Source organism: Paracidovorax cattleyae (genome assembly GCF_900104515.1).
Lineage (GTDB): Bacteria > Pseudomonadota > Gammaproteobacteria > Burkholderiales > Burkholderiaceae_C > Paracidovorax > Paracidovorax cattleyae.
On record NZ_FNJL01000027.1, the window covers coordinates 1 to 25,847 of the forward strand.

Below are 25,847 nucleotides of genomic sequence, written 5' to 3' on the forward strand. Positions count from 1 at the left end.
CCGGTCTGGTTGGAGTCGTCGTCGATCGCCTGCTTGCCCAGGATGACCAGTTGCGGCTGCTCCCTGTCCACCAGGGCCTTCAGGATCTTGGCCACGGCCAGCGGCTGCAGCTCTTCCGAACTCTCCACCAGGATCGCGCGGTCCGCGCCGATCGCCATCGCCGTGCGCAGCGTCTCCTGGCACTGCGCCACGCCGCACGAGACCGCGATCACTTCCGTGGCCACACCCTTTTCCTTCAGCCGCACGGCCTCTTCCACCGCGATCTCGTCGAACGGATTCATGCTCATCTTCACGTTCGCGATGTCCACACCCGTGTTGTCCGACTTCACTCGGACCTTCACGTTGTAGTCCACCACGCGCTTGACGGGGACCAGGATTTTCATGGGATGACCTCGTTGGATAAAGAATGGAAGAAAAAGAAGGAGATGCAGGTGGAATCGGCACGCCCGGTCACTCGGATGCGATGCCCTTGTCGCGGATGATCCCGCCCCACTTGGCGTAGTCCTGCCGCACGCGCTCGGCCATCTGCGCCGGGTCCTGGAAGTGCGCGATCGCGCCTGCGCCCAGCAACCGGTCCTGCACGTCCTTCTCGGCCAGGATCTGCCGGACCTCGCCGGCCACGCGGTCCACCACCGCCTTCGGCGTGCCGCGCGGTGCCATCAGGCCGCCCCACGACACCGCGTCGTAGCCCTGGAAGCCCTGCTCGGCGATCGTCGGCACATCGGGCAGCATCGCCACGCGGCGTGGCGAGCCCACGGCGAGGGCGCGCAGCTTGCCGGCCTGCACGTGCGGCAGTGCGGCCACCAGGTCGGCATACATTACCGGCACCTGGCCGCCGATGGTGTCGGTGATCGCGGGCACGCCGCCCTTGTAGGGCACGTGCTGCATGTCGAAGCCGCCCATCTGCTTGAGCAGTTCCATGCTCAGGTGGCCGAAGCTGCCGGTGCCCGAGCTGGTGTAGTTCATCGGCGTCTTCTGCGCCTTGGCGTGGGCGATGAGCTGCGGCAGGGTCTTCACGTCGGGCAGCTGCGCGGGGTTGACCACCACCACGATCGGCAGGTCGTACACCGTGGCCACGGGCGTGAAATCCTTGAGCGTGTCGTAGCCGGTCTTCCTGTAGAGGTGCGGCGCCAGCAGCGTGGGCGTGGCGAGCATCATCAGCGTGTAGCCGTCGGCATCGGACCTGGCCACCTGCAGCGCGGCGATCGAGCCCGATGCGCCCGGCCGGTTGTCCACCACCACGGCCTGCCCGAGCCGCTCGGCCAGCTTCTGCCCCACGATGCGCGAGGCCGTGTCGGTGGGCCCGCCCGCGGGGAAGGGCACCACCAGCCGGATCATCTTGCCGGGCCAGGCGCCGGCCGGCGCGGACGGCTGCGCCCCGGCGTGGCCGGCCAGCAGCAGCGCCAGCGGCCCGGCGGCGGCGAGGCCCAGCAGCGTGCGGCGTTTGGCGCGGGCCGGGGGTGTGGCGGGGAACAAAGGCATTCGTCGGGTCTCCGGTTCGGTTCTGGGTGCGATGGGGAAAGGTGGGAGTCAGTCCAGCCTGGCGCCAGCCGACTCGACCAGGGCCTTCCAGACCGGCATGTCGCGGCGGTAGTTGGCCTGGAAAGCCTCGGGGCTGTTCATGAGCGGCATGAAGCCCGCGCCGCGGATGCGTTCGAGCAGCTTCGGGTCGCGCGCGATCTCGCGCAGGTGCGCCTGGAGCACGTCCATCACCTCCTTGGGCAGGTTCGCGGGGCCGCCCATGGCGACCCAGCCGAAGACGGCATAGGCATCGTCCGTCACGCCCTGCTCGTGGATGGTGGGCACCTGAGGCAGGATGTCCATGCGCTGCGTGCCGGTCACGCCGATGGCCTTGAGGCGGCCGGAGTCGATGAAGGGCTTGGTGTTCTGCGCGCTGGAGAAGCACAGCTGCAATTGCCCGCCGATCAGGTCCTGGATCATGGGCGCCTCGCCCTTGTAGGCGACGTGGGCCATGTCGGCATCCTGCGTCTTGCTCATGTAGGCGCCGCCCAGGTGCGCATACGAGCCCACGCCCCAGGAACCGTACGAGACCTTGCCGCGGTTCGCCTTCACGTAGGCCAGCAGTTCCTTCATGTTGCCGGCAGGCACCGAGGGGTGCACCACCAGCGTGACGGGCGCGGCCGCGATCTGCGTGATCAGCGTCAGGTCCTTCTGCGGGTCGTAGGGCAGCTTCGTGTAGAGGAACTGGTTGATCAGCATCGAGGTGCTGAGCGAGAGCAGCAGCGTATAGCCATCGGGCGCGGCCTTGGCGACCGCGTCGGTGCCCAGGATGCCGGCGGCGCCGCCCCGGTTGTCCACCACCACCGGCTGGCCCAGGCGTTGCGAAAGGGCTTCGCCCAAGCTGCGGGCGATGATGTCGGTGGCGCCGCCTGCGTTGAACGGCACGATGAGCCGGATGGGCTTGGCGGGCCAGCCGGCCTTCGGGGTCTGGGCGGGGGCCGTGCCCAGCCAGCCGGCGCCGCCGAGCGCGGCCATGCCGTGCAGCACGGCGCGGCGGTTGCATCGGGAACCTGTCATGGTGTTGTCTCCGGGGTTCTCTGTGGAAAATTCGGCCCCGGTGCGCCGCCTCTGCGGGCGGCCTGGTGCACCGGGCCGGCGGGAAAAATCAGGGACTCGGTGGTGCCTCCGGCAGCGTCAGCACACCGCGCTGCTGCAAGCCCTGCAGCGTTTCATCGCTCATCTGCAGCAGCCGCTGAAGCACCTCGCGCGTGCCCTCGCCCAGCGTGGGCGGCGCATGGCGGATGGGCAGACGCTGCCCGTCGATGCGGTACGGCGGCGCGAACACGGGCGTGGTGCCTGCCACGGGGTGCGGCATGTCCTGCAGCAGGCCGCCGCGCCGCGTGCGCTCGCTGGTCAGCGCCTCGTGCAGGCCGGCCACCTTGCCGCAGGGAATGCCGCAGGCCGACAGGCGCTCCAGCAGCACGTCGCGCGGGAAGGTGCGGATCAGCTCCGTGAGCATCGGGCCGATCACCTGCCGGTTCTTCGCGCGCTCCACGTTGGTGGCGAACCGCGGGTCTTCGACGATGTCGGGCCGCTCGATCACCTGGCGGCAGAACTTGTCGAACTGCGCGTTGTTGCCCACGGCGATGATGAGCGGTCCGTCGGCTGCGTCGAACATGCCGTAGGGCACGATGGACGGATGCGCGTTGCCGTAGCGTGCGGGATCGCGGCCCAGCTGCATGGCGTCGAGCCCGTAGTAGCCGGTGACCATGAGGCCGCAGTCGTAGAGCGCCATCTCGATCAGCCGCCCCCGGCCGGTGCGTTCCCGCCGGAACAGCGCCGCCAGCACGGCCTGCGCGGCATACATGCCCGTCATCAGGTCCACCACGGCCACGCCGAACTTGAGCGGCGGCTGCGAGGCCTCGCCATTGAGCGCCATGAGGCCCGCCTCACCCTGGACCACCAGGTCGTAGCCGGGCCGTTTCGCCTCGGGACCGGTCACGTCGTAGCCGGCCACCGCGCAGTAGATGAGGTCGGGCCTGATGGCCTTGAGCTGCTCGTAGCCCAGGCCCAGTTTCTCGGCGCCGCCGGTCTTGAAGTTGTGGATCACCACGTCGAACTGCGGCAGCAGGTCGTGCACGATCTTCGCACCCTCGGGGCTCTGCAGGTCCAGCGTGATCGACCGCTTGTTGCGGTTCATGCTGTTGTAGTAGGTGGTCTCGGTCTTGCCGATGCGCATGCCCCAGTCGCGCGTGTCGTCGCCGCGGCCGGGATGCTCCACCTTCACCACCTCGGCGCCGAAGTCGGCCAGCACCTGGCCGCACAGCGGCCCGGCGAACACGCGCGAGAGATCGAGCACACGCACGCCCTCCAGCGGAAAGTCGATGCCGTCAGGCGATGCGGCGTCAGGGGTGGTGGCGTTCAATGTCTTGTCTCCAGTCATTCGTTCATTGTGGTGCGGCGGGCGGCGTGGCCGCAGCCCCCTGCGCGACCCGGCACCGGGATGCGCGTCAGGCCGCAGGGCCGCGCAGGCGCACGTAATCGGGCGCGCGCTTTTCCAGGAAGGCGGCGATGCCCTCGCGCGACTCTTCGGTCTCCTGCGACAGCACCATGCTCTGCGCTTCGCTCTCCAGTTGCTCTTCGAGCGTGGCCTGGGGCGCCGCCAGGCAGAGGGTCTTGATGCGCGCCATGGCCTGCTGCGACCCGTTCGCCACGCTGGCGGCCAGTGCCAGCGCGCCCGCCAATGCCTCACCCGGTTCGGCCAGGCGGTTGACGGCGCCGAGTGCATGCAGGCGCTCGCCCGAAATCCGCTCGCCCGTCAGGCACAGCTCCGTCAGCACCTGGCGCGACACGAATTCGGCCAGGAAGGCCGTCGCGCCGCCGTCAGGCGTGAGGCCCACCTTCACATAGGCCACGGAGAAGACGGCATTGCGCGCCGCCACCAGCATGTCGCAGGCCAGCGCGAGCGACAGGCCCGCACCGGCCGCCGCACCCTCCACGGCCGCGATCACCGGCTTGCCGCTGCCGCGCACCGCACGGATCAGGTCGTGCAGGCCTTCCAGCCTGGCGCGGCGCTCTTCGATGGGCAGCTCGCGCCGCTTCGCCAATTGGCGCAGGTCGCCGCCCGCGCAGAAGTGGCCGCCTTCGCCGGTGAGCACGATGGCGCCCACCACGGGATCATCCTGCGCAGCGGCCAGCGCCTCGGTCAGCGCGGCGTAGAACGCGGGCGACAGGGCATTGCGCGCGGCGGTGTTGTTGTTGCTGAGCACCAGCACGGCGCCTTCGCGGCGCTGCAGCAGGGGCGCGGTCGTCTCCGTCATGGGATGGGGTCCTTCTTCGTCTTATGCCGGTTGGCCGAGCGCGATATAACGGGCCAGGTGGCGGTCTTCATCGCCCAGTTGGTGGTCGATCATCACCAGCCGCTTCGCATAGTGCGCCAGCGGCAGTTCCCAGGTCATGCCGATACCCCCATGCATCTGGATGCTTTCCTCGGCCACGAGTGTGCCGATGCGGCCGATGCTGAACTTGGCTGCCGAGAGCGCCCGCTCGCGCGCGGTGCGGTCCGCGCCGTCGATCGCGGCCGCGGCGTTGATGACGGCCGAGCGGGCCTGCTCCACCTCCAGCAGCAGATCGGCCATGCGGTGCTGCAGCGCCTGGAAGCTGCCGATCGGCACGCCGAACTGCTTGCGGGTGCACAGGTACTCCAGCGTGTGTTCCTTGGCCACGTCCATCGCGCCCACGGCCTCGGCGCAGAGCGCCAGCAGGCCCCAGCCCACGGCCCGCTCCAGCAGTGCGGCGCCCTCGCCTTCCGCGCCCAGCAGCGCCTCGGCGCCCACGGCCACGTCGGTGAAGACCAGTTCGGCCGTGCGGCCGCCGTCGATCCGGCCATGGCCCCGGCGCGAAAGCCCGGCGGCATTGCCAGGCACGAGGAACAGCGAGATGCCCGCCGCGTCGAACGTGCCGCCGGCCGTGCGGGCAGAGACCAGCAGCCAATCGGCGCTGTCGCCGAACAGCACCACGCCCTTGGCGCCGTCGATCACCCACCCGCCTTCCTTGCGACGCGCGGTGGCCGCCACGCGCGTCGGTTCGTAGTGCCCGCCCGGCTCGTCGTGCGCCAGCGCGGCCACGGCCTCGCCGGCCATCAGCGGCGCCAGCACGGTGTCTTTCTGCACCTCGCTGCCGGCCGCCGCCACGGCGCGGCCCACCACCAGGGCGCCCAGCAGGGGCTCGGCCACCAGGCCGCGGCCCAGCCGCTCGAACACGACGCTGACGTCGAAGCCCGCGCCGCCGAAGCCGCCATCGGCCTCGGTGAACAGCGCGCCGATCGCGCCCAGCTCGGCGAAGCCGCGGTACAGCGCGGGGCTGTGGCCCTGCGGGCCGTAGGCGGCGTGGTTGCGCTGCTCGATGCCGGACTGCCCGGCGATGAAGCGGTCCAGCGTGTCCGCCAGCATGCGGCGGTCTTCGGTGTGTACAAAATTCATCACAACCCCAGGATCATCTTGGAGATGATGTTTTTCTGGATTTCGTTGGAGCCGCCGAAGATCGACAGCTTGCGGTAGTTGAAATAGTTGGCCGCGGCGGCAGCGGCGCCTTCCGGGCCCACGGCCAGTTCCTCGTGGCCGGCGTGCAGCGCCTCTTCCTGGAAGGGCAGCGCGTACGGGCCCATGGCGCGGCGCGTGAGCGAGAGGATCTCCTGGCGGATCTCGGTGCCGCGGATCTTCAGCATGGAGCTTTCCGCGCCCGGCACGCCGCCGCCGGCCACTGCGGCGATCACGCGCAGGTTGGTGGTCTTCATGTTCTCCAGGTCGATCTCCACGCGGGCGAGGCGCGCGGCGAAAAGCGGGTCCTGCGCGAGAGGCCGGCCGTTGCACTGCACGGTGGCGGCCACACGCTTGAGCTTCTCCAGCGCGGCCACCGAGAAGCCCACGCCCGCGATGTTGGTGCGCTCGTAGGTCAGCAGGTACTTGGCATAGGTCCAGCCCTTGTTCTCCTCGCCCACCAGATTGACCGCTGGCACGCGCACGTCGGTGAAGAACACCTCGTTCACCTCGTGCTCGCCGTCCAGCGTGATGATCGGGCGCACCTCGACGCCGGGCGAGCGCATGTCCACCAGCAGGAAGCTGATGCCCGACTGCGCCTTGGCCTCGCGGTCGGTGCGTACCAGGCAGAAGATCATGTTGGCGTGCTGGCCCAGCGTGGTCCAGGTCTTCTGGCCGTTGACGACGTAGTGGTCGCCCTGCCGCACGGCCGTGGTCTTCACCGAGGCCAGGTCCGAACCCGCGCCCGGCTCCGAATAGCCCTGGCACCACCAGTCCTCGCCGCTCAGGATGCGCGGCAGCCAGTACTGCTTCTGCGCCTCGTTGCCGTATTTGATGAGCACCGGGCCCAGCATGTTCACGCCGAAGGGCACGATGCGCGGAGCGCCCGCCAGTGCGCACTCGTTCTCGAAGATGAACTTCTGCACGGCGTTCCAGCCCGGCCCGCCGTACTGCTCGGGCCAGTGGTTCGCGAGCCAGCCGCGCGCGTTCAGGATCGCGTGCCAGCGCTCCATGTCGGCCTTGTCCAGGCGCAGGCCGGCGCGCACCTTGTGCGAGAGGTCGGCGGGCAGATGCTGTTTCAGGAAGGCCTGCACTTCGTCGCGGAAGGCTTCCTCCTGGGGGGTGAATTGCAGATCCATGAGGTCTTTCGTCGATCGCTCGTTCTGTCGTTCGGTCAGTGCGCTTCGGCGGCGGCGCGGTTCAGGCTGCCGAAGTCGCGGCCCTCGGCCACCAGCTTTTCCAGCAGCGGCGCGGGCTTCCAGAACAGCGGGTCTTCCTGCGCGAATTCGCGGATGTCGGCCAGGATCTTCGGCAGGCCCACCGTGTCGGCGTAGTGCATCGGCCCGCCGCGGAAGCGCGGAAAGCCGTAGCCCGAGAGGAAGGTCACGTCCACGTCCAGCGGCCGCAGGGCGATGCCCTCCTCCACCACCTTCGCGCCCTCGTTGACCATGGCGGCCATGTAGCGGCGCATGATTTCTTCCGGCGTGAAGCTGCGCGGCGCGACGCCCTGCTTCGCGCGCTCGGCATCGACGATCGCCAGCACTTCCGGATCGGGCTGGCCGGTGCGGGCGCCCTCCGGGTACAGGTAGAAGCCGCGCCCCGTCTTCTGGCCGAACCAGCCGCGCTCGCAGATGCGGTCGGCGATCTCCACATAGCGCGCCTTCGGGTCGCGCGTGGCGGCACGGCGCTTGCGCGTGGCCCAGCCGATGTCGCCGCCCGCCAGGTCGGTCACCTGGAACGGGCCCATCGGGTAGCCGAAGCCGCGCACCGCCGCGTCGATCTCATAGGGCGACGCACCGTCTTCCATGAGGTAGTCGGCCGCCTGCTTGTACACGGCCAGGATGCGGTTGCCGATGAAGCCGTCGCACACGCCGGCGCGCACCGGCACCTTCTTCATCGTTTTGGCCAGCGCGAAGGCCGTGGCGACCACGTCGGCGCTCACCTTCGCCGGCACCACGATCTCCAGCAGCTTCATGATGTTGGCCGGGCTGAAGAAGTGCAGGCCGATCACGTCCTGCGGGCGCTGCGTGGCCGCGGCGATCGCGTCGATGTCCAGGTACGAGGTGTTGGTGGCCAGCACGGCCCCAGGTTTGCAGACGCGGTCCAGCTCGCGGAACACGGCTTTCTTGACCTCCAGGTCTTCGAACACCGCCTCGATCACCAGATCGGCCGCGGCGATGTCTTCGTAGCGCGTGCTGCCGGTGTAGCGCGCCATCACGGCGGCCTTGGCGTCGGCCGCCATGCGGCCCTTGGCGACGAGCCCGTCGTAGACCTTCTCGACGTGCGCGCGGCCCCGGGACAGCGAGGCGTCGCCCTGTTCGATCATGGTCACGGGCAGGCCGGCATCCAGCGCCGACACGGTGATGCCCGCCCCCATGGTGCCGCCGCCGATGACGGCGATGGACGCCACCGGGCGCGGCGCGGCGGCTTTCGCCTCGGGCACCTTGGCGACCTCGCGCTCGGCGAAGAAGGCATGGATCAATCCCGCGCGCTGCGGGCTCGCCAGGCACTCCATGAAAGCCGCGCGCTCGCGCTGCATGCCCTCATCGAAGGGCAGCTCCACGGCGTTGCGCACGCATTCGACGATCTTCTGCGGCGAGAACAGGCCGCGCGATTTCTTGGCGGTGTCGGAGGCGAGCGCGTCCAGCTCGGCCAGCGCGGCGGCCTTGTCGGCGATGGCGACGTCGCGCGTGCGGCGCAGCGGCGCCTGCGCGGCCTGCAATTCCTGCACGCAGGCCAGGCCGGCGGCGACCGGATCGCTGCCGTCCACCAGACGGTCCACCAGGCCCGCGCCGAGGGCTGCCTTGGCGCTTAAAGGCTTGCCACTCAGCATCATCTCGGCGGCCGGCTTCACGCCCATCAGGCGCGGCGCGCGCTGCGTGCCGCCCGCGCCGGGCAGCAGGCCCAGGTTCACTTCGGGCAGGCCGAGCTGCGCGCCCGGCAGCGCCACGCGGTAGTGCGCCGCGAGCGCCACTTCCAGCCCGCCGCCCAGCGCCGCGCCATGGATGGCGGCCACCACGCGCTTGCCGCAGGATTCGATGCGCTGGCAGACCTCGGGCAGCGAGGGCTCCACGGGCGGCTTGCCGAATTCGCGGATGTCCGCCCCGGCGATAAAGGCCTTGCCTTCGCCCACGATCAGCACCGCCTGCACGTCGGCCCGCGATTCGGCCTCGCCGATGGCGGCCATCAGGCCCTGGCGCACCGCAGCGCCCAGCGCGTTCACGGGCGGGTTGTCGATGCGGACGACGAGAACGTCGCCCTGCAGGCGCGTTTGCGCGGGCGAAGCGGTAGCCGCTGCTGAGGTCATGCCTTTGTCTCCTGGATAGCTGTTCCAGGACATTCTTGCGGCGACAATGTTTTCTGACAATCCCATCATCCATTGACAGACTGTCAAAGGATTTCAATCAATCCGCCGGAACGCTTCCATGGATCTGCCCTCGCTGACCCTGCTGGTCGAGATCATCGACAGCGGCAACCTGAGCCAGGCGGCGCGCAAGCTGCGCATGACCCGCGCGAACGTGAGCTATCACCTCACCAAGCTGGAAAAGGCCGTGGGCGTGCAGTTGGTGCAGCGCACCACGCGCCGGGTGGAGCCCACCGAGATCGGCCTGCGCCTCTACGAGCACGGCCGCACCATCCGCAACGAGCTGATGGCCGCGCAGGAGGCCGTCACCACGCTGGGCCAGGGCCTGCAGGGCCGCGTAGGCATCAGCGTGCCCAGCGGCTATGGGCAGATCGTGATGGGCGACTGGCTGATCGAATTCAAGCGCATGTACCCCGGCATCGTGCTGGACGTGCTGTTCGAGAACCGCGCCGACAACCTGCGTGACGAGGTGGACATCGCCATCCGCGTGGTGCAGGAGCCGCCCCTGTCCCTCGTGGCGCGCAGCCTGGGCAACGTGCGCTACCTGGCCTGCGCCTCCGCAGACTACGCCCGCCGGCACGGCCTGCCGCGCACGCTGCATGCGCTGCGCGCCGGCCCCGTCATCACCGCCGGCGTGACCGGCCGCCAGTTGCGCCTGTCGGCCTACCAGGGCGCCGAGCGGCACGAGATACTCCTGGAGCCCACGCTGATCTCCGAGCACTTCCCATTTTTGCGCCAGGGCATCCTCGCCGGGCTGGGCGTGGGTCTGGTGCCCGACTACGTGGTGCAGGACGCGATCGCCACCGGCGAGGTGCTGACCACGCTCGACGAATACCGCCTGAGCATCTTCGGCACGCACATGTACCTGCTATACCTGCCCAACCGCCACCAGACGCGCGCCGTGCGGACCTGCATCGATTTCCTGCTGGGCAAGGCACGGCATGCCGAGGGGAAAGCGGCCGTGGACACCGCAGCCGGAGAAGGCGGAACGGAACCCGCGCCGGCCACCGCCGCGGCGTCGGCACACATGCCTGGCAGCCCTTGAGCAGCGTGGCGCTGGAAAAAACCCCGCCGTGTCGCCACGGCGGGGTTGTAGCGTCTTTGCTGCCGGCCGCCGGAAAGCAGCGGCCGGACAGGGAGCATCAGCCCTGCGCGTTCTGCAGCGCGGCGATGCGCTCTTCGATCGGCGGGTGGGTGCTGAACAGCTTGCCGATGCCGCCGGCGATGCCCATGGCCTGCAGGCCCTTGGGCAGTTCGGCCGGGTGCATGCCGCCCAGGCGGGCCAGCGCGTTGATCATCGGCTGGCGGCGGCCCATGAGGCGGGCGGCGCCCGCGTCGGCGCGGAACTCGCGCTGGCGGCTGAACCAGGCCACGATCATCGAGGCCAGGAAGCCCAGCACGATGTCGAGCACGATGGTGGTGACCATGTAGCCGATGCCGGGGCCGGAGCTGTTCTCGTCGTTGCGGCGCAGGAAGCTGTCCACCGCGTAGCCGATCACGCGCGAAAGGAACACCACGAAGGTGTTCATCACGCCCTGGATCAGCGTCATCGTGACCATGTCGCCGTTGGCGATGTGGGCCACCTCGTGGCCGATCACGGCTTCGACCTCCTCGCGGGTCATGCCCTGCAGCAGGCCGGTGGACACCGCCACGAGCGCGTTGTTCTTGAAGGCGCCGGTGGCGAAGGCGTTCGGGTCGCCCTCGAAGATGCCGACCTCGGGCATGCCGATGCCGGCCTGGTCGGCGAACTTGCGCACGGTCTGGACGATCCAGGCCTCGTCGGGCGAGCCCGTGCCGTCGATCACGCGCACGCCGGAACTCCACTTGGCGACGGGCTTGCTGATGAGCAGCGAGATGATCGCGCCACCGAAGCCCATGATGAAGGCGAAGCCGAGCAGCGCCCCCAGGTTGAGGCCGTTGGCCGTCAGGTAGCGGTTGACGCCGAGCAGGCTGGCGACGATGCCCAGCACCACCACGACGGCAAGGTTGGTGAGCAGAAATAGCGCGATGCGTTTCATCGAAGGTTCTCCACGAAGGGGAAGCGTTGGGTGCAGGGGGAAGAAACGGCCTGGTACCGGACCCGACACGACAGTAATTTGGGGATGTCGGCCGGGCGTTCAAGCCGCCGTCTCAGCGCGGAGGGACCCCTGTTGTGTACTGTGATGCGGGGCGTGCGCTGCGGAATACGGAAGAGTCATCATAGAAGCAAAAGTTCTCGTTTTCGGCCCACCAGCCGGGCACCCCCAGCACCGGAAGGGGTGTGAAGGGCTTGGCTTCCAACAGCGCCGGCTCCAGGCAGCCGGCCATCCAGCCGTCCACGTCAGCTACTGTTTCAGGAGCATCCGGCACCAGCAGCACGTGGGCGGTGAGCGGCTTGCGGGGCGCGGCGAGCTGCTCCAGCAGGGCGTGGCCGAAGATTTCCAGGCGCGCCTGCCGCCACAGCGGACGCAGGTCCGTGAACAGCCGGCGCCATGCGCGCGCGGCGAGTGCCTCCCGCAGCATGGCCGGCGCGAACAACACCGCGCCGTTCTCGTCGAAGACCGTGATCGCATCCCGCAGCGGGCCGCGCACCGCGCCGACGCCCTGCGCGGCGATCGCACCGGCCTGCAGGGCGTTGAGCCACGCCTTGGCGCGGGGGTAGCGCAGCCAGGCCAGGCCGTTGAGGAAGTCGTGCAGGTTGTCGCGGGTCGGCACCTGTCCCGTACGGAAGATGAAGGCCTCGTAGGCTTCGCCGGCCGGCAGGCACTGCTGGGCGACGAACCGCCGGCCCGCAGCATGCCCTGCCGCCAGGGCCTGCCAGACGGGCAGCCCTGATCGCACGGCGGCAGTTGCCGCCAACCCCGCGCCGCGCAGGGGGGCCATCCAGGGGCGGTCCCAATCCACCGCATCGACCATCCGCGCGGCAGCAGGCAGCGGGGCCTGCAGGACGCGAAGGCCGGGCGGCTTCATCAGGCCGGCGGGTTGGCCACCGCTCGCCAGGCCAGCGCCTCTCCCGAGCGCAGCGGCTTGAGCAGCGCCTCGCCGAAAGGGAAGCTCTCTGGCGGCGTCCAGGATTCGCGGCGCAGGGTCAGCGTGCCCTGGTTGCGCGGCAGGCCGTAGAAATCCGGGCCGTGGAAGCTGGCGAACCCTTCGAGCTTGTCCAGCGCCTCCACGCTGTCGAAAGCCTCGGCATACAGCTCCATGGCGGCATGCGCGCTGTAGCAGCCCGCGCAGCCGGTGGCGTGCTCCTTCAGGTGAGCGGCGTGCGGCGCGCTGTCCGTGCCCAGGAAGAACTTCGGGCTGCCGCCGGTGGCGGCCTCCACCAGGGCGAGCCGGTGGGTTTCGCGCTTGAGCACCGGCAGGCAGTAGTAATGCGGCCGGATGCCGCCCGTGAAGATGGCATTGCGGTTGTAGAGCAGGTGCTGCGGCGTGATGGTGGCGGCCGTGAAGGCGTCGCTGGACGCCACGTACTGCGCGGCCTCGCGCGTGGTGATGTGCTCGAAGACGATCTTGAGTTCCGGGAAGTCTCGGCGCAGCGGAATGAACTGCCGGTCGATGAACACGGCCTCGCGGTCGAACAGGTCGATCTCGCTGCCCGTGGCCTCCCCGTGCACCAGCAGCAGCAGGCCGGCCTTCTGCATCGCCTCCAGCACCGGGTAGATCCTGCGCAGCTCGGTCACGCCGGCATCGCTGTTCGTCGTGGCGCCTGCGGGATAGAGCTTGCAGGCGACGATGCCGGCCTCCTTCGCGCGCGCCATTTCCGCGGGCGGGATGTTGTCGGTGAGGTAGAGCGTCATCAGCGGCTCGAACGACACGCCCTGCGGCACCGCCGCCAGGATGCGCTCCCTGTACGCCAGCGCCTGGGCCGCCGTGGTGACCGGGGGGCGCAGGTTGGGCATGATGACCGCACGGCCGAATTGCGCGGCCGTATGGGGCACCACGGTCAGCAGGGGCTCGCCGTCGCGCACGTGCAGGTGCCAGTCGTCGGGCCGGGTGATGGTGAGGGTGTCCATGGAGGCGGATGCGGGAGGAGCGGGGTGTGCGGCAGCGGTCATGGGCGCCGATTCTCCCACCGGTCGCGCCCATAAAAAACCCTGTCCGCCGCGAGGCAGGACAGGGTGAAACCCCAGTCATTGGGGCGAGGGGGGGATCCGGGCCGCAGCGCATCGCTGTTCGGCATGAATGTGATCGTAGGCAGCGCAGCCCTTCCCGGTTGTGGTCCGTGGACGGCTGGGTGCGTAGGACTGCGTGCCATGGGCCCGCGCCCACGGATCAATCGATGGCCGGGAATTCCACGGTGAAGCGTGCACCGCCCTCGGGGCGGTTCTCCACCCGCACGCTGCCGCCCTGGCGCTGCACCAGGGCCTTCACGATGGACAGGCCCAGGCCGGAGCCTTCGCCCCGACGCCCGGGCTCGTGGGGGAAGCGCTCGAAGGGCCGCTCCAGCAGGCGCGCCGGCATGCCGGGGCCCGCGTCGCTCACGCGCAGCACGGCGCGGTCGCCCTCCCCGGCCACCTCGACCTCCATCCAGCTCCCCGCCGCCGCATGGCGCAGCACGTTCTCGACGAGGTTGAACAGGATCTGGCGCATGCGGTCCGGATCCACCATGGCGTGGGGCCCCTGGGCAGGGGGCAGCCGCAGCGCCAGTGCCACGCCATGGTCCTCGATGCGCTGCGCATGCAGCGCCACCGCATCGCGCACCAGCTCGGACAGGTCCACCGCACGGGTTTCCAGCGACAGCTGGTCCGCCTCCGCCATGGACAGCGTGTGCAGGTCGCCCACCAGCCGCCCCAGGTACTCGACCTGTTCCAGCAGCGCGCGGGACTCTTCGGCATCGGCCTCGATCACGCCGTCGCAGATCGCATGCAGGCGCGCGCGCAGCACCGTGAGCGGCGTGCGCAACTCGTGCGAAATGGAGGCCGCATGGGCGCGCCGCTCCCTGGCCGAGCGCTCGAGCGCGTCGATCATCTGGTTGAAATGCCGGACCATTTCCGCCATTTCGTCGTGGTAGCGGCCCGGCTGGGCACGCACCGAGAAATCCCCCATCGCCACGTGGGACGCCACCTCGGCCATCGATGCCAGCGGCAGCGTCACGATGCGCGAAACCCAGAACCCCACCACGAGGCCGATGGGCAGGCAGATCACGAGCCCCACCACCAGGGACCACTTCTCGCCGAACAGCAGGTCCCCGTGCCAGTACTGGCCGTAGATCTCCATCGCCCGCGGGCTGTCTTCCATGTCGCGGTCGCGCAGGCCGTCGAGCTCGACCTGCACGTCGGAGGGCAGGCTGCGGTAGAAGTCGCGGTACTGCACCTCGGAAAACAGCATCACGCTCGCGGCCAGCAGCGCCATCGTCGCCAGCACCGTGGCGGCGATGCACACGCCGAACCGCACCCAGACCCGGCTGAACAGCGACCCCTGCGCGGCCGGCGCGCGGCGCTCAGGCAGCGGCGCCATCGCCGGGCCAGAGCCGGTAGCCGATGCCGCGCACGGTCTCGATGAGTTCTCCCTGCCCAGCCTGCTGCAGCTTGCGGCGCAGCTTGGAAAGGTGGGAGTCGATCACGCGGTCCAGTGCGTCGCTCTCGGGAAGGCAGTGCTCGATCAGGTGGCTGCGGGAGAAGCAGCGCCGGGGCTGCGCCGCCAGGCAGGCCAGCAGCCGGTACTCGGTCAGCGTCAGGGGCAGCGGCACGGCGCGCCCGTCGTCGCCATGGGCGAAGGCGGCGTGCGCCTCCTGGTCGATCTCGATGCGGCCCACGCGGATGCGCTGGGTGGCCCGGGCCGGGGCTGCGGGCTGGGCCTGCGCGCGCCGCAGCACGGCGCGCACCCGGGCGACCACCTCCGGCGGGCTGAAGGGCTTGACCACGTAGTCGTCGGCCCCCAGCCGCAGGCCGACGAGCTTGTCCACGTCGTCGGCCAGGGCCGTCACCATGATCACCGGGGTCTGGCCGTCCTCGCGGATGGCACGCAGCAGGTCCAGGCCATCCATGCCGGGCAGGTGGATGTCCAGCAGCACCATGTCGGGCTTGAGCTGGCGGAACAGCCGCAGGGCCTCCAGGCCATCATGGGCCTGGCGGGCGCGCAGGCCGTCGCGCTGGAGGTAGGCGGAGAGGATGGTGGCGATGCCCGGCTCGTCCTCGACCACGAGAACGAGCGGACCGGAAGCCTGCGGGGCGGCGGGAAGGTTCATGGCGTCGGGAGTGCTGTACGGAATTATCCACAGCCGCCGCCAGGCCTGCCGGGCAAAGCCCCGCATCTCCATGAAGCCTCCATATGCCATGCAAGGCGGCTCAAGCTTGAGACGGTCCAATCCAGCCATCGCCACGGGACCCTCTGCCCCGGCCCCACCCTGCAAATGTAACGCCGCGCGTGCTTCTTCCGTCCCCCATTCCGCGTCCGCTCCGCCTCGGCCTCGCCGCCACGGCGATCGCGTTCCTGGCCGGCTGCTCGGCACCGGACGTCCGCCGCCCGGAGGCCCCTGGCCTGCCCGCCACCTGGACAGCCCCCCTGCCGGGCGGCGCCGCGGCGCCGGAGTTCCACGCCTGGTGGAAGGCCTTCCACGACCCCGTCCTCAACGCGCTGGTGGACGAGGCGCTGCAGAAGAACCTCGACCTGGCGATCGCCGCCCACCGGTTGCGGGAAGCCCGCCTGCAGGCCGGACGCGCGGCGGTGCAGTTCCGCCCCTCGTTCGGCGCGGGCGCGCGCACCCTGCAGGACATCGAAGCCACCGACAGCTATTTCCATGTCAGCATCGACATGGTCTGGGAGCTGGGCCTGTTCGGCGCCGCCGAAAACGCGCGGGAGTCGGCCTCGGCGGACCGCGACGCGGCCGTGGCCGACGGCCAGGGCGCGCGCGTCGCCGTCGTGGCCGAGGTGGTGCGCAATTACCTGGACCTGCAGGCCGCGCGCCGGCAGCTGCAGCTGCTCGACCGGCAGGCGGCCCTCGACGAACGGGCCGCCCGGCTGGCGGAAGTGCGCCGGCGCACCTGGACCGGCGCGACCGACGAGGTGGCCTCGGCCGGCGTGCAGCGCGCCCGCACCCGCGCCGCCCGGGCGGAGCCCGAACAGGCGCGCGCACGCGCGGCCCAGTCGCTGGCCGTGCTGCTGGATCGCGTCGCGCCGGACCCGGCCTGGAGTGCCGGCCCCGCCCGGGTACCCACCCTTGCGCCCTTCGCCTTCACGGCGCTGCCCGCCGACCTGCTGCGCACGCGCCCCGACGTGCAGGCCGCGGAAGCGGCCGTGCGCAAGGCCGCCGCCGACGTGGGCATGGCCCGCTCCGAGCTGTACCCGCGCATCGCCATCACCGGCTCGCTGCTGTACGCCTACAACATCACGCGCAACCGCCGCACCACCAGCGACAACGTGCCCGCCATCGGGCCCACCATCGATATCCCGCTCTTCGACTGGGGGCGCCGGCGCATGCAGGTGGACGCACAGCAGGAGGCGCTGCAGGCCGCCGCGCTGTCCTACCAGCGCACGGTGCGCAGCGCCGTCGCCGAAGCCGAGGGCGCACTCTCCGCCCTGGCGGCCCAGCAGGACCGGGCGGACGCCCTGGCGCAGGCGCAGCCCGCGCTGGCAGAGCGCGTGCGGGCTGGCGGCGTGCAGGCCCGGCTGGGGCTGGCGAGCGAATACGACGGGCTCGCCGCGCAGCGCGCGGCCCTGCAGGCCGAGGCCGAATGGGCCACGGCCCAGGATGCGCGCTCGCTGGCGTTCGTCGCGCTGTACAAGGCACTGGGCGGCGCGCCGCTGCCTCCCGCTCCGGCCGATGCCGGGGCGGACGCCGGCACGGACGCGCGCCCTGCTGCGCCCTCCGGAGAGGCGCCATGATCGCCCTGGCCCGCAAGACGCTGATCCACGAGTGGCGGCGGTTCGTGCCCGCGGTGTTCGCTGTGGGCTTCTCGTGCGTGCTGCTGGTGGTGCAGGCCGCCCTGGTGCTGGGCATCTTCGGCAGCGCGGCGCTCTACGTGCGCGCATCGGGCGCCAATCTCTGGGCCGGCTACCCCGGCACGCAGAGCGTGAATTTCGGCCGGGCGATCGGCAGCGACGTGGATTTGCGGCTGTCCATGGATCCGGCGGTCGTGGCCACCGAGCCCTATCTCTGGGTGGACGCGGACTGGCGCAGCGCGCAGGCCGGCAGCGGCGGGGTGTCCATCTACCTGTCGGGCATCCGCACCGCGCCGGACGGCATGCTGTTCTCCCACCTGCTCACCGGCTGGCAGCGTGCGGCGCTACGGGCGCCCGGCGCCGTCATCGTGGACCGGGCGGACCTCTCCACGCTGGGGACCGGCGTGGGCGGCACCGCCTGGATCAACGCGCACGAAGTCCACGTCGTGGCCGCGGTGGACGGGCTGCGCGGCCTGGGCGGGGCGAACGTGCTGTCGTCGATCGACACCGCCCGCGAGATCGCGGGCACCGGTTCCGCCACCGCGCCCACCTACGTCGTGGCCCGCACCCGCACGCCGGAGCAGGCCCGGGAAGTGCAGGCCCGGTTCTCTTCCGGGGCCCCGGGCTTCGGCCCCTTCGAGGTCTGGACGGCCCGCCAGTTCGCCCGCCGCTCCCAGCTGTACTGGCTGCTGGACACGGGCGCGGGCGTGGCCGTGCTGTTCATGGTGGGCATCGTCTGCCTCGTGGGCACGGTCGTCACCAGCCAGTCGCTCATGGGCGTGGTGGCCGGATCGGCCCGTGAATACGCCGTGCTCAACGCGCTGGGCGTGAGCCGCCGCTCGCTGGGCCGGCTGGTGATCGAGCAGGCCTGCTGGATCGGCGGGCTGGGCCTGCTGCTGGGCGCCGCCGCCAGCGCCGGCCTGCTGTGGCTCGCCACGTCGCAGGGCGTGCCGGTCGCGATGACGCCTGCCACCGCCCTGGCCTGCGCGGGCCTGGTCGCGCTCGTCGCGCTGTTTTCGGGCCTCCTGGCCATGCGCGGCCTCATGGCCGCCGATCCTGCCCTGCTGCTGCGATGAACGCCCACGCCCCCCGCTTCCCTGCGCCACCGCCCGGCGGCGCCCCCAGCCTGCAGGCGGTGGACCTGCAGAAATCCTTCGTCTCCGGCGTCGTGCAGGTGCCGGTGCTGCGCCAGCTCTCCCTGTCCATCCTTCCCGGGGAGCTCACCCTCATCTCCGGCCCTTCGGGCTGCGGCAAGAGCACGCTGCTCTCGCTGCTGTCCGGGCTGCAGCAGCCGGACGCAGGCAAGACCTACGCCCTGGGGGAAGACCTGGGAGCGCTCGGCCCGCGCGCGCTGGAGCGCTTCCGGCTGCAGCACACGGGCTTCGTGTTCCAGGGCTTCAACCTCTTTCCCGCGCTGACCGCCCTGGAGCAGGTGCAGCTGCCCCTGGGCTACCTGGGCCTGGACGCCGGCGAAAGCGCGCGCCGGGCACGGCGCGCCCTCGACGAGGTGGGCATGTCGCAGCGCGCGCACATGCGCCCGGCCCAGCTGTCCGGGGGCGAGAAGCAGCGCGTGGCCATCGCCCGCGCCATCGCCAAGTCGCCCCAGCTGCTCTTCGCCGACGAACCCACCAGCGCACTGGATGCCGACAGCGGCCAGCGCGTCATCGACATCCTCCACCGCATCGCACGCGCCCACGGCACCACCGTGCTGTGCGTGAGCCACGACCCGCGCCTCGTCCGCCATGCCGATCGCGTGCTCGGCATGGAAGACGGTGCCATCCGCAGCGACTGGCGCCAGCCGGACGCCATCACCCCATGAAACGCATCTCCCTTCCCATAGGGCCGCGCACCGTGCGCGGCGCAGCCTGCGCGGCCTCCGCCCTGGCCCTGGCCTGGCTCGCGGCCTGCACCGACCGTGGCACCCCCGCGCAGATGCCCGCGCCCGAGGCGCCCGCATCCGCACCGGCCGCTGGCGCAGCCAACGGCGTGGCCGTCGCCCGCGGCCGCATCGAGGTGCAGGGCGGCCTGCTCGAACTCTCGCCCCAGCAGGAGGGCCTGGTGGACACCGTCTCCGTGCATGAAGGCCAGGCCGTGAAGCGCGGGCAGGTGCTGCTGCGCCTGTCCGGCACCGGCCTGCAGGCCGAGGCCGACGTGGCGCAGGCGGAGCTGCAGCTGGCGGAAGCGCGCGAACGCGCACGCGCCCAGCAGGTGCCGGCGCTGCGCCGCACCGCCGCCCGGCTCGCCGAAGCCGCCGCCGCCAACGCCGCCGAGCCGCAGCGCGCCGAGGACGCCGCCCAGGCCCTGCGCACCGCCGAATCCGATGCCGCCGTGGCACACGCGGAGGCCGAGGTGGCCCGCAGGAAGCTCGCCCAGGTTCGCGGCCAGCAGGCCCGCCTCGAACTGCGCGCTCCCGAGGACGGCACGGTGGTCCACGTACGCACCCAGGCCGGCCTGCGGTTCGCCACGGCGTCCGGCAGCCATGCCGCCATCACGCTGCTGCCGAACAGGCCGCTGGTGGTTCGGGCCGAAATCAACCAGAGCTACGCGGCCTCGGTGAAGCCGGGGATGCGCGCCTCCGTCACGACCGATGGCGACGTCACCCCCGCGGCCCTGCCCGCCGCGCGGGTGGTGCGCATCAGCCCCGTGCTCGGCACCTCGCGGCTGCAGGAGGACGCCCAGCGCGGCCCGCTGCGGGTCGTGGAATGCGTGCTCGAGTTCGACAGCCCTCCGGAAGCACGCCCCGGGCAGACCGTGCGCGTGAGCTTTCTTCCCCTGAAGCAGGAATGATCCCCATGAAGACTGCGTCCTTTCCCCTGTCCTCGCTCCAACGTTCGTCCTTTCCCGCCCGGGACTTCGCGGCGCCCCCCGCGGGCTGGATCGTCCAGTGCGACTTCGACGGCACCATCAGCACGCAGGACGTTACCGACTCCCTGCTGCAGCGCTTCGGCCAGCCCGGCTGGCAGGCGCTGGAAGACGCCTGGGAGCGCGGCGAGATCGGTTCGCGCGAGTGCATGAAGGGCCAGGTCGCGCTGCTGGACATGGACCGCGCCGAACTCGACGCCCACCTGGAGACCATCGAGGTCGATCCGCATTTCGCCGCCTTCGTGCGCGAGGCCCGGACGCTGGGCATGCCGGTGCAGGTGGTGAGCGACGGCATCGACTACGCCATCCAGTCCGTGCTGGCCCGCAACGGACTGGACGGACTGCCCGTGATCGCCAACCGCCTCGTGCAGGCCGGCCCGCGCCAGTGGCGCCTGGAGTCGCCCTGGGCCAGCAGCAGCTGCGCACGCGCCAGCGGCAACTGCAAGTGCGAGCGCCTGGCCGAGCAGCGCACCCTGCACGGGCGGGTGCTGTTCGTGGGCGACAGCACGTCGGACTTCTGCGTCTCCGGCCGCGCCGACTTCGTCTTCGCCAAGTACAAGCTCATCGCCCACTGCGAGAGCCGCGGCATCGCCCATGCTCCGTTCGGCGACTTCTCCGATACGCTGGACCTGCTGCACCACCTCGACGCACTGGCACCGCGCCAGCTGGAGGTGGCATGAACGCGGCCGCAGCGACCCTGCGCGCCATGGACGACAGCGCCCTGGCCCACCCCGCCGCCGCCCCCGCGCCCCTCCATGGCACCGAGCACGAGTACCTGCTGGAGGGCCACGGACCGCTCGCCACCACCGGGGTCCTGCTGATCCACGGCCTCACCGGCACGCCCAACGAGATGCGGCTGCTCGCCAAAGGCCTGCACCGAGCAGGCTTCACCGTGCTCGCCGTGCAGCTCGCTGGCCACTGCGGCACGCAGGACGACCTGATCGCCACGCGCTGGCAGGACTGGGTGGCCAGCGCCCGGCGCGGCGCGGACCGGCTCATGCAGCTCACCGGGCAGCCGATCGTCGCCTGCGGCCTGTCCATGGGCGCGCTGCTGGCGCTGGCCCTGGCCATTGATCGGCCGCGGCAGGTGGCCGGCGTGGTGGCGCTCTCCACCACCTTCCGCTACGACGGCTGGAGCATGCCGGCCTATACGCGCCTGGACTTCCTGCTGCCGCTGTTCCGGGCCCTCGGCATCGGCCGCCGCAGCGTCTTCATGGAAGCGCCGCCCTACGGCATCAAGGACGAGGCCTTGCGCGAGCGCGTGGTGTCGCAGATGCATTCGGGCGACAGCGCGGCCGCCGGGCTGCCGGGCAACCCCTGGTGGTCGGTGATCGAGCTGCGGGCGCTCTCCGCCCACGTGCGGCGCAACCTGGGCGCGGTGCGCGCGCCCTGCCTGGTGATGCACGCCCGCAACGACGACATCGCCGCGGCAGGCAACGCCCAGGACATCGTGCGCGGCGTGCGCCACGCCCCGGTGGAGCTGGTGCTGCTGGACGACAGCTACCACATGATCACCATCGACCGCGACCGCCGCACGGTGCTCGCGCGCACGGTGGCCTTCGCGGAGGCGGTCGCGCAACAGCGGCAGCAGGAGCCATGGCGCCAGGAAGGCGCTGCGCCATGACGCCAACGGACGGCGGCGGCATCACGCCGCTGGTGGCCCTGCTGTGGTTGCTGAACATGCTGGTGGACACGGGTGGGCAGCTGGCCTTCAAGGCAGCCGCCACGGCCGACCCGCGCGCGGGCAGCGGCCTGGCACGCTGGATCTGGATGGCTCGCCGGCCCTGGATCTGGGTCGGCATCGGCTGCTACGTGGCAGAATTCCTGGTCTGGCTGGCGTTTCTTTCCCTCGTGCCGCTGTCCGACGGCGTGCTGCTGGGCTCGATCAACATCGTGGCCGTGATGATCGCCGGGCGCTTCCTGTTCCGCGAAAAGCTCTCGCCGATGCGGGTGGCAGGCATCCTGCTGGTGTCTGCGGGCGTGGCCGTCGTCGGCCTGAAGGGGTGACGCCATGCGACGCTTCTACGCCATCGGCTTTCTCGTCCTGGTCGCCTTCGACACGCTCGCGCAGATCAGCTTCAAGGTGGCGGGCGAACACGCGCTGCCACTGGAGTTCTCCAGCGCCTGGCTGGCACGGGTGTTCGGCCAGCCCTGGATCTACGGCGCCTTCGTGGGCTACGTGGGCGCCTTCTTCACCTGGATGACGCTGCTGGAGCACGCGCCCATCGGCCCGGCTTTTGCGGCATCGCACCTCGAGGTCGTTTCCGTGCTGGCGCTCTCGGCCGTCCTGTTCAATGAGCCCATCGGCTGGCCGCAGCTGCTGGGCGCCGCGCTCATCGCCGCCGGCATCGCCTGCCTGGCCCGCAGCGAGGCCGAGGAGCAGGCGCCGCCAGCCGATCCCCCGCCCTCGCCCCATGGTGCCTGAGGCGCCACCCACCGCCGGCCTGCCGCTGGGCTGGCGCGACCTGCTGCCCGGCGGCGATGCCGACCTGGGAGGCGCGCTGGCGCGCTTCCTGGTCGTGCCGGCCGTGCAGATCGAATGCTCCGGCACCGCCGCGCTGGTGGTGGCGCTCACGGCCCTGCGCGAGCGAGAACCCGTGCGCGACGAGATCATCGCCCCGGCCTACACCTGCCCCCTGGTCGCCCTGGCGGCCGCGCACTGCGGCCTGCGGCTGCGCGTGTGCGACCTGCGGCCCGCCAGCCTGGACCTGTGCCAGGAAGCACTGGCCGCGCTCTGCGGTCCGCGCACCCTGGCCGTGCTGCCCACCCACCTGGCGGGCCGCGTGACCGACGTGGCCCCGGTACGCGCCATCGCCCATGCAGCCGGCGCCCGCGTCATCGAGGACGCGGCCCAGGCCCTGGGCGCACGGGAGCAGGGTGGCACCTGCATCGGCACCACGGGCAGCGACATGGTGTTCTTCAGCATGGCCGTGGGCAAGGGCCTCACGATCTACGAAGGCGGCGCGCTGGTGGTGGCCGACCCCGCCCTGCGTGCGGCCTGCGTGCGCGCCGCCTGCACGGTGGCTCCCTGGCGCCGGGGTTGGGAGCTGCGCCGCAGCGCCGAGCTGCTGGGCTATGCCGCGCTCTACCGTCCGGTCGCCCTGCCGCTGGCTTATGGCCTGCCGCTGCGCCGGGCACTGGCCCAGGGCGACCGCGTCGCCGCGGCGGGCGACGATTTCGACGATGCCATACCGCTGCACCAGGTCGGCCGCTGGCGCCGCGCCGTGGGCGTGCGCGCACTGGCCCGCCTGCCCGCCTGGCTGGCCGAGGGCGAGGTACGGGCACGGCACCGCATGGCTTCCCTGCGCGAGCGCGTTCCTGAACTGCAGGTGATCGAGGACAGCCGCGCCGTTCAGGGCGCGCAGGGCACCTGGCCCACGCTGCTGGTGCTGCTACCCGACGCCACACGCCGCGAGGCCGCCATCGCCGCGCTGTGGGGCCGGGGCCTGGGCGTGAGCCTGCCCTTCGTGCATGCGTTGCCCGACTACCCGCGCTATGCGCGGCACGTCGCACCGGGCCCGCAAGGGCGCTGGCCACACGCCCGGGATTTCGCGGCGCGCGTGCTCGCCGTCGGCAACAGCCCCTGGCTGGACGACGCCGGCTTCGACCGGATCTGCGCGGTGCTGCAGCAGGTGGTGCAGACCGGTGGATGAGCCGGCCCGCTGGATCCACGCACCGTCAGCCGTCCGTCTCAAGCATGCCGAGCAGCCACATGTTGAACGCGGCCTGCGCAGCCTGCCAGGCCGGCAGGTCGGCGTGCTCCGTGCCGGTCTGCTGTCCGTCGCCAGCGCTCAGCCACCGCTTCCACGCCGTGGCGTAGCGGTGGGTGGAAACGTCGCCCGTCACGTCGCTGGCCACGACGCAGTTGCGCAGGCCGGCGATCACCGCCGCGGCATGCCGCGTCTCCAGCGTGCCCTGGTCCCAGTTCGTGCGCACCACGCGCGGGGAAAACACATCCTTGTCCACGCTGAAATACGTAGGCACCCGCTGCCGCTCGAGCATGCGCGCCAGTTCTCCGACCAGGGCGTCCGCATCGGGGAATGCGCGGAACCGGTCCGCGATGCCCAGCCAGCGCGCCCAGCGCGTGTCCACGCCGCTGCTCCAGTACGTCAGCCGGCCCGCGCGCAGCGGCGCGATGTAGTTCTCCCACGCATGGCCCGTGCCGATGTCGCCCGAGGTAATGCCCACCACGTGGACATGAGAGACCTGGGGCAGCAGCGCCACCCGCCGCACCCAGGATCCGCAGTGCACCCCGAAGGGAAAGCGCATGTTGTCCGGGTGGTTGTCCAGCACCACCACCCGCAGCGGCTGCGCCGCGGAGAAGCCGTGGGCGGCGATGCAGCGCTCGATGAGCGGCCAGCTCAGGTGGTGGAAGTCGCCACTGCCCATGAACACCGTGCCGTGCGCCGCCACCGGCGGCATGGCCAGCTCCAGCGCCTGCCGGAACGCGCGCATCGTGCCCATGCCGCAGCCGAAGCGGATGCGCTCCTGCCACGCCGGCGCCAGCGGCAGCCGGACCTCGCCGGGCAGCGTGCCCACGGAGCCGTCCACGTCGAGCACTACCGGGGGCCGCGACGCGCCGTTCATGCCGCGTCCTCCACGCTTTCCTTCCAGCGCCGGTCGCTCTCGAAGTGGCCCGAGAAACGCCGGGCCAGCGCGCGCAGCAGGGGGTTGCGCACATAGACCGCGTGCCGCGTCCAGGTGAAGCGCGCGCCCAGGCTGCGCTTGACCTCGGGATCGGTCCAGCCCGCGATGTAATGGGTCAGGCCCCGCTCGAGCGCATATTCCAGATTGACCATCCAGCTCACGAAATACAGGTTGACCTCGCGCGCGGCGGGGTAGGACAGGCCGATGTACTTGTCCACGAGGCGCCCTGCGTGCTCGTAGCAGAGGTTCCATCCCAGCAGCGCGCTGGTATCGGCGTGGCGGTACTCGAAGACGATGCCGCCGCCGCCCCCGTCGCGCAGCAGCGCGGCGAAGAAATCCCGGGTCAGCCGGTCGAAATGCACCTCGCTCTGCGCATGCACGGCCTCGTAGAGCGCATAGCAGGCATCCACCCGCGCGTCGTCGGCATAGGCATCGCCCGTGGGCACGCGCTCGATCCGCAACTGCGACCGGCTGCGCAGCTTGCGCCGCAGATTGCTGCGGCGGCTGGAGGACAGGCGCGCCAGATACTCGTCCAGGTGTGCGAAGTCGATGGGCACGTAGGCCAGCGCCTGGCCCTCGACCAGCACGAAGCCTTGCCGCACGCAGGCCTCGGCAAGCGCCTGGGCATAGGCGTTGTCCTCGTCCGGGAGCAGTGGCGAATCCTGCGGAAGATCCTTCGCGATCACCAGCGCGAAATCACGGCCGGGGCCGGTGCGCAGCGCCGCGGCGACCGCCTCCGGCGCGAGGCCCTGCGGCAGCGGGGCGTATTCCGTCACCGTGGTGCCCGCGAAGGCCGTGCGCACGCGCAGCCACCGCGACCAGCGACCGAACAGCGGCCAGCCGCGCAGCCGCGCCTTGAACCCGTCGTCCGCCGTCGTCAGCAGGTCGAACGGCGCCGAGAACACCGGCACCGGCAACCCCTGCAGCCATGCGAACCCTTCCGGCGGATGCGCGCCGACATGCGCCACGAGCGACTCCGGCTCCAGCCGGTTGCGCCAGCTCATGGTATCGCTGAAGCGCCAGAAACCGGGCGCGTTCCAGTGGCGCAGACGCCGCGCAAGGGCCGCCCCGCCGCGCTGGCGTCGCCCCCCTTCCCGCGAAGCGAGAGAAGGGGG

25 protein-coding genes are annotated in these 25,847 nt (G+C 71.1%); 10 read left to right on the forward strand and 15 right to left on the reverse strand.

The genetic code is table 11. The annotated features are described in order from the left end of the window. The 8 genes from BLR05_RS19185 to BLR05_RS19220 all read right to left on the reverse strand — a co-directional run. Positions 1-383: electron transfer flavoprotein subunit beta/FixA family protein (locus BLR05_RS19185; protein ID WP_143015959.1), on the reverse strand; the 383-nt coding region annotated here is incomplete at its 3' end. Positions 384-450: 67 nt separating this feature from the next. After that, positions 451-1,482, reverse strand: a complete 1,032-nt coding sequence (locus BLR05_RS19190) for a Bug family tripartite tricarboxylate transporter substrate binding protein (protein WP_092837485.1) — start codon at positions 1,480-1,482, stop codon at positions 451-453. Between the two features lie 48 nt (positions 1,483-1,530). Then, positions 1,531-2,538: a Bug family tripartite tricarboxylate transporter substrate binding protein gene (locus BLR05_RS19195; RefSeq protein ID WP_092837487.1), complete on the reverse strand. Its 1,008-nt coding sequence runs from the start codon at positions 2,536-2,538 to the stop codon at positions 1,531-1,533. A gap of 88 nt (positions 2,539-2,626) precedes the next feature. Further along, positions 2,627-3,904, reverse strand: a complete 1,278-nt coding sequence (locus BLR05_RS19200; RefSeq protein WP_092837490.1) for a CaiB/BaiF CoA transferase family protein — start codon at positions 3,902-3,904, stop codon at positions 2,627-2,629. A 67-nt stretch (positions 3,905-3,971) separates the two neighbouring features. Continuing rightward, positions 3,972-4,781, reverse strand: coding sequence for an oxepin-CoA hydrolase, alternative type (locus BLR05_RS19205; protein ID WP_092837493.1), 810 nt, complete (start codon positions 4,779-4,781; stop codon positions 3,972-3,974). Positions 4,782-4,802: 21 nt separating this feature from the next. Continuing rightward, positions 4,803-5,942: an acyl-CoA dehydrogenase family protein gene (locus tag BLR05_RS19210; protein WP_092837496.1), complete on the reverse strand. Its 1,140-nt coding sequence runs from the start codon at positions 5,940-5,942 to the stop codon at positions 4,803-4,805. After that, positions 5,942-7,138, reverse strand: a complete 1,197-nt coding sequence (locus BLR05_RS19215) for an acyl-CoA dehydrogenase family protein (protein WP_092837499.1) — start codon at positions 7,136-7,138, stop codon at positions 5,942-5,944. Before BLR05_RS19215 ends, BLR05_RS19210 begins: the two co-directional genes overlap by 1 nt. Before the next feature lie 35 nt (positions 7,139-7,173). Next, positions 7,174-9,306, reverse strand: coding sequence for a 3-hydroxyacyl-CoA dehydrogenase NAD-binding domain-containing protein (locus BLR05_RS19220; RefSeq protein WP_092837502.1), 2,133 nt, complete (start codon positions 9,304-9,306; stop codon positions 7,174-7,176). Positions 9,307-9,424: 118 nt separating this feature from the next. Here BLR05_RS19220 and BLR05_RS19225 point away from each other — a divergent pair, with 118 nt between their 5' ends. Further along, the gene (locus tag BLR05_RS19225) at positions 9,425-10,408 is read left to right on the forward strand and encodes a LysR family transcriptional regulator (RefSeq protein WP_092837505.1); all 984 of its coding nucleotides are present in this window, start codon (positions 9,425-9,427) and stop codon (positions 10,406-10,408) included. A gap of 97 nt (positions 10,409-10,505) precedes the next feature. Here BLR05_RS19225 and htpX read toward each other — a convergent pair whose 3' ends face one another. From htpX to BLR05_RS19250, 5 genes are all read right to left on the reverse strand, one after another. Next, positions 10,506-11,381 (reverse strand): protease HtpX, encoded by an 876-nt coding sequence (htpX, locus tag BLR05_RS19230; RefSeq protein ID WP_092837508.1) that lies wholly within the window; start codon positions 11,379-11,381, stop codon positions 10,506-10,508. A 112-nt stretch (positions 11,382-11,493) separates the two neighbouring features. After that, entirely contained in the window at positions 11,494-12,312 is an 819-nt protein-coding gene (locus tag BLR05_RS19235) for a DUF3025 domain-containing protein (protein ID WP_377777787.1), read from the reverse strand. Next, positions 12,312-13,397: a dihydroorotase gene (gene pyrC, locus BLR05_RS19240; protein ID WP_092837511.1), complete on the reverse strand. Its 1,086-nt coding sequence runs from the start codon at positions 13,395-13,397 to the stop codon at positions 12,312-12,314. Before pyrC ends, BLR05_RS19235 begins: the two co-directional genes overlap by 1 nt. 217 nt (positions 13,398-13,614) lie before the next feature. Next, positions 13,615-14,799, reverse strand: a complete 1,185-nt coding sequence (locus BLR05_RS19245; protein WP_167361301.1) for a sensor histidine kinase — start codon at positions 14,797-14,799, stop codon at positions 13,615-13,617. Beyond that, complete coding sequence (locus BLR05_RS19250; RefSeq protein ID WP_092837651.1) at positions 14,783-15,529, reverse strand: response regulator; 747 nt, start codon at positions 15,527-15,529, stop codon at positions 14,783-14,785. Before BLR05_RS19250 ends, BLR05_RS19245 begins: the two co-directional genes overlap by 17 nt. 179 nt (positions 15,530-15,708) lie before the next feature. Between BLR05_RS19250 and BLR05_RS19255 the strand changes: the two genes are divergently transcribed. Genes BLR05_RS19255 through BLR05_RS19295 form a run of 9 tightly spaced genes read left to right on the forward strand, consistent with a single transcriptional unit; the run spans position 15,709 to position 23,738 of the window. Continuing rightward, the gene (locus tag BLR05_RS19255; protein ID WP_092837514.1) at positions 15,709-17,166 is read left to right on the forward strand and encodes an efflux transporter outer membrane subunit; all 1,458 of its coding nucleotides are present in this window, start codon (positions 15,709-15,711) and stop codon (positions 17,164-17,166) included. After that, positions 17,163-18,299, forward strand: a complete 1,137-nt coding sequence (locus BLR05_RS19260) for an FtsX-like permease family protein (RefSeq protein ID WP_092837517.1) — start codon at positions 17,163-17,165, stop codon at positions 18,297-18,299. Before BLR05_RS19255 ends, BLR05_RS19260 begins: the two co-directional genes overlap by 4 nt. Next, complete coding sequence (locus BLR05_RS19265) at positions 18,296-19,042, forward strand: ABC transporter ATP-binding protein (protein ID WP_092837519.1); 747 nt, start codon at positions 18,296-18,298, stop codon at positions 19,040-19,042. The genes BLR05_RS19260 and BLR05_RS19265 overlap by 4 nt, the downstream gene beginning before the upstream one ends. After that, complete coding sequence (locus tag BLR05_RS19270) at positions 19,039-20,010, forward strand: HlyD family secretion protein (RefSeq protein ID WP_092837522.1); 972 nt, start codon at positions 19,039-19,041, stop codon at positions 20,008-20,010. Before BLR05_RS19265 ends, BLR05_RS19270 begins: the two co-directional genes overlap by 4 nt. A 5-nt stretch (positions 20,011-20,015) precedes the next feature. After that, on the forward strand, positions 20,016-20,765 hold the full coding sequence (locus BLR05_RS19275; protein WP_092837657.1) for an MtnX-like HAD-IB family phosphatase: 750 nt from the start codon (positions 20,016-20,018) through the stop codon (positions 20,763-20,765). Positions 20,766-20,791: 26 nt separating this feature from the next. Continuing rightward, a complete protein-coding gene (locus BLR05_RS19280) occupies positions 20,792-21,709 on the forward strand; it encodes an alpha/beta hydrolase (protein ID WP_192883952.1) in 918 nt (305 codons plus the stop codon). After that, the gene (locus BLR05_RS19285; RefSeq protein ID WP_092837525.1) at positions 21,706-22,092 is read left to right on the forward strand and encodes a DMT family transporter; all 387 of its coding nucleotides are present in this window, start codon (positions 21,706-21,708) and stop codon (positions 22,090-22,092) included. Before BLR05_RS19280 ends, BLR05_RS19285 begins: the two co-directional genes overlap by 4 nt. A 4-nt stretch (positions 22,093-22,096) precedes the next feature. Further along, the gene (locus BLR05_RS19290; protein ID WP_092837528.1) at positions 22,097-22,510 is read left to right on the forward strand and encodes an EamA family transporter; all 414 of its coding nucleotides are present in this window, start codon (positions 22,097-22,099) and stop codon (positions 22,508-22,510) included. Beyond that, complete coding sequence (locus BLR05_RS19295) at positions 22,500-23,738, forward strand: DegT/DnrJ/EryC1/StrS family aminotransferase (protein ID WP_092837531.1); 1,239 nt, start codon at positions 22,500-22,502, stop codon at positions 23,736-23,738. The genes BLR05_RS19290 and BLR05_RS19295 overlap by 11 nt, the downstream gene beginning before the upstream one ends. Positions 23,739-23,763: 25 nt before the next feature. Here BLR05_RS19295 and BLR05_RS19300 read toward each other — a convergent pair whose 3' ends face one another. Both BLR05_RS19300 and BLR05_RS19305 read right to left on the reverse strand, forming a co-directional pair. Next, positions 23,764-24,672 carry an arginase family protein gene (locus BLR05_RS19300; protein ID WP_092837534.1) on the reverse strand — a complete coding sequence of 303 codons (909 nt, stop codon included), beginning with the start codon at positions 24,670-24,672 and terminating at the stop codon, positions 23,764-23,766. Beyond that, on the reverse strand, positions 24,669-25,736 hold the full coding sequence (locus BLR05_RS19305; RefSeq protein ID WP_092837537.1) for a GNAT family N-acetyltransferase: 1,068 nt from the start codon (positions 25,734-25,736) through the stop codon (positions 24,669-24,671). Before BLR05_RS19305 ends, BLR05_RS19300 begins: the two co-directional genes overlap by 4 nt. Positions 25,737-25,847: the final 111 nt, after the last annotated feature.